The 2,028-nt window shown below is 43.6% G+C and carries 3 protein-coding genes; all 3 read left to right on the forward strand.

All coding sequences use genetic code 11. The annotated features are described in order from the left end of the window. Window positions 1-861: phage tail sheath family protein (locus UNSWCS_RS10995; RefSeq protein WP_035144137.1), on the forward strand; the 861-nt coding region annotated here is incomplete at its 5' end. 191 nt (window positions 862-1,052) lie between these two features. Beyond that, entirely contained in the window at window positions 1,053-1,568 is a 516-nt protein-coding gene (locus UNSWCS_RS11000; RefSeq protein WP_021088545.1) for a phage major tail tube protein, read from the forward strand. A gap of 87 nt (window positions 1,569-1,655) precedes the next feature. Then, window positions 1,656-1,916, forward strand: coding sequence for a phage tail assembly protein (locus tag UNSWCS_RS11005; protein ID WP_021088544.1), 261 nt, complete (start codon window positions 1,656-1,658; stop codon window positions 1,914-1,916). Window positions 1,917-2,028 lie beyond the last annotated feature (112 nt).

A 2,028-nucleotide genomic window follows, 5' to 3' on the forward strand; every position in this document is an offset into this window, starting at 1 on the left:
AACGATGAGATCACGGAGTGCAAAAGTGCCGTTACAGAGTTTGCTAAAGCTAAATCACGCTTCGGATATAACCCTAATCTAATCGTAGCGCCCGAATATAGCCACGAAGATGCGATTAAGGGCGAGATAGAAAAGATGGCAACCAGACTAAAAGCAACCGGTATCGTAGATTTGAAAGTTCAGGATGCGGCCGCGGCAATAGTAAAGATGGGAGACTTCGGCACTAGAAGGCTAGTTGCCGCTTATCCAAATGTCAAGGTTTGGGATGATGAAACGAACGCTTATGTTTATGAAGGACAAAGTGCGAGAATAGCCGGAATGATAGCTCATACGGATGGCGCAAGCGAGTTTGGATATAGCGACAGCTACTCAAATAGGGTCATGATAGGGGTTTCAGGCACGCAAATAGACGTGGATTTTGAGCTTGGGGAAACTTGCACGGCTGATGAGCTCAGAGCAGCAAAAATTTCTACCATCATTAGAGAAAGCGGCTTTAGGGCTTGGGGCGGAGAGACTAGCGATCAAGATACTATATGGAAAGACCTTGCGAGAGTAAGGGTATTTGACCGAATATCGCAAGCTTGCCAAAAGGGAGTGCTGTTTGCGATCGATAGAAAAGCTAGTGAGCTTTATCATGCAAAAAGATCAGTTAGCGAGCTCCTTCGTCAGCTAGTTGGAGCAAAGGTATTGCTCGGATACGAGCTGTCTTGGAGCGAGAAAAATACGCTAGCAAATATCACGGATGGCAAATTTTACCTAGACATCCGCATGCAAAATAATCCCGTCGTAAAACAGCTAACACTTGATTTTATCTACGTCGATAAATACGGCGAAACGCTTATGAACGATTTAAACAAATAAATTCAAAGAAAAGGAGAAGTAGTAAAAGTAGGCGACCGAACATAAACGGCAATCGCGAAGTATTGCGCAGCATGGCGAGGCAGTCTTAAAATTTTAAGCGGAGCATACATATAGTATGTGAGCATTAAAATTTTAAGATTAACGAAGCTAGGCGAAGCAAGACGAGCAGGCTTACTTTACGAAAAAAAGTTATGGAAAAAAGACAGATACCTCAGGTTGTTCAAGAAGCAAGCGTTTTTATCAACGGTCAAGGATATTTAGGCGTAGTTAAATCGCTCACGATACCAAAGATAGAACAAGAGACGATCGAAGCCAAAGGCGCGCTCGGTGGCAATTTCGCAAGCGGGACGATAAAGCCGGTGGAAATGGAATTTAAGCTAAGCGTACTTGATAAAAATACCTATTTGGGATACGGGCTCAACACTTGGAATAATAGAATCCCTTTTTTATTCAAGGCTAGCATCTTTCAATCCGGCAAAGGCGCTCCCGAGCCTTTTTCTATGGCCGTGACGGGCGATATTACCGAGATAGACCCGGGAAGCTTTGAAAGCGGAAAAGAGATGGAAGTGACGGTTAAACTAGCCGTGCATTTTTTGGATATAAATATAGGCAAAGTCCCGGTAGCGTTACTAGACGTCGAAAACATGATATGCCTTATAGGCGGTGTGGATTATTTGGCGCAAGTACGTTCAAATTTGGGCGAATAATAAATATTTTCTATCGGCGACGAGAGCTGCGCCGATAGATTAAACGGCTTTTTAAAGGCTCTTAAATTTTAAGTCAAAGGAATAAAAATGAGCAAGAAAAACGAAATCATCGAGCAAGACGGCATCAAATACACCGTCGTTACGTTATCAGACGGCAACGAAGTTAAAATCAGGCATCCAAAAGGCAAAGATCTTCGCTTTGCTATGAGCGCAGGCAGAAGCAACGAGGCTGATTTGACTTTTAGGCTAGCTAGCAACCTTACTTGTATGAGCGAAGCGGAGCTTGAGGAGCTAGAAGCCAAAGACTGCTCGCTTATCCTTAGCGCGGTAGCGTGTTTTTTAGCATAGGCCACACTCGCGAGGGCGTGGCGATAATAGGACACGCGCTTCATTTTTCGTTTGATGAAATTATGGAGTTTTACGTAGACGAATATGAGGATTTTTTAAAAATAGCGATGGA

It is taken from the genome of Campylobacter concisus UNSWCS, from assembly GCF_000466685.1.
Lineage (GTDB): Bacteria > Campylobacterota > Campylobacteria > Campylobacterales > Campylobacteraceae > Campylobacter_A > Campylobacter_A concisus_A.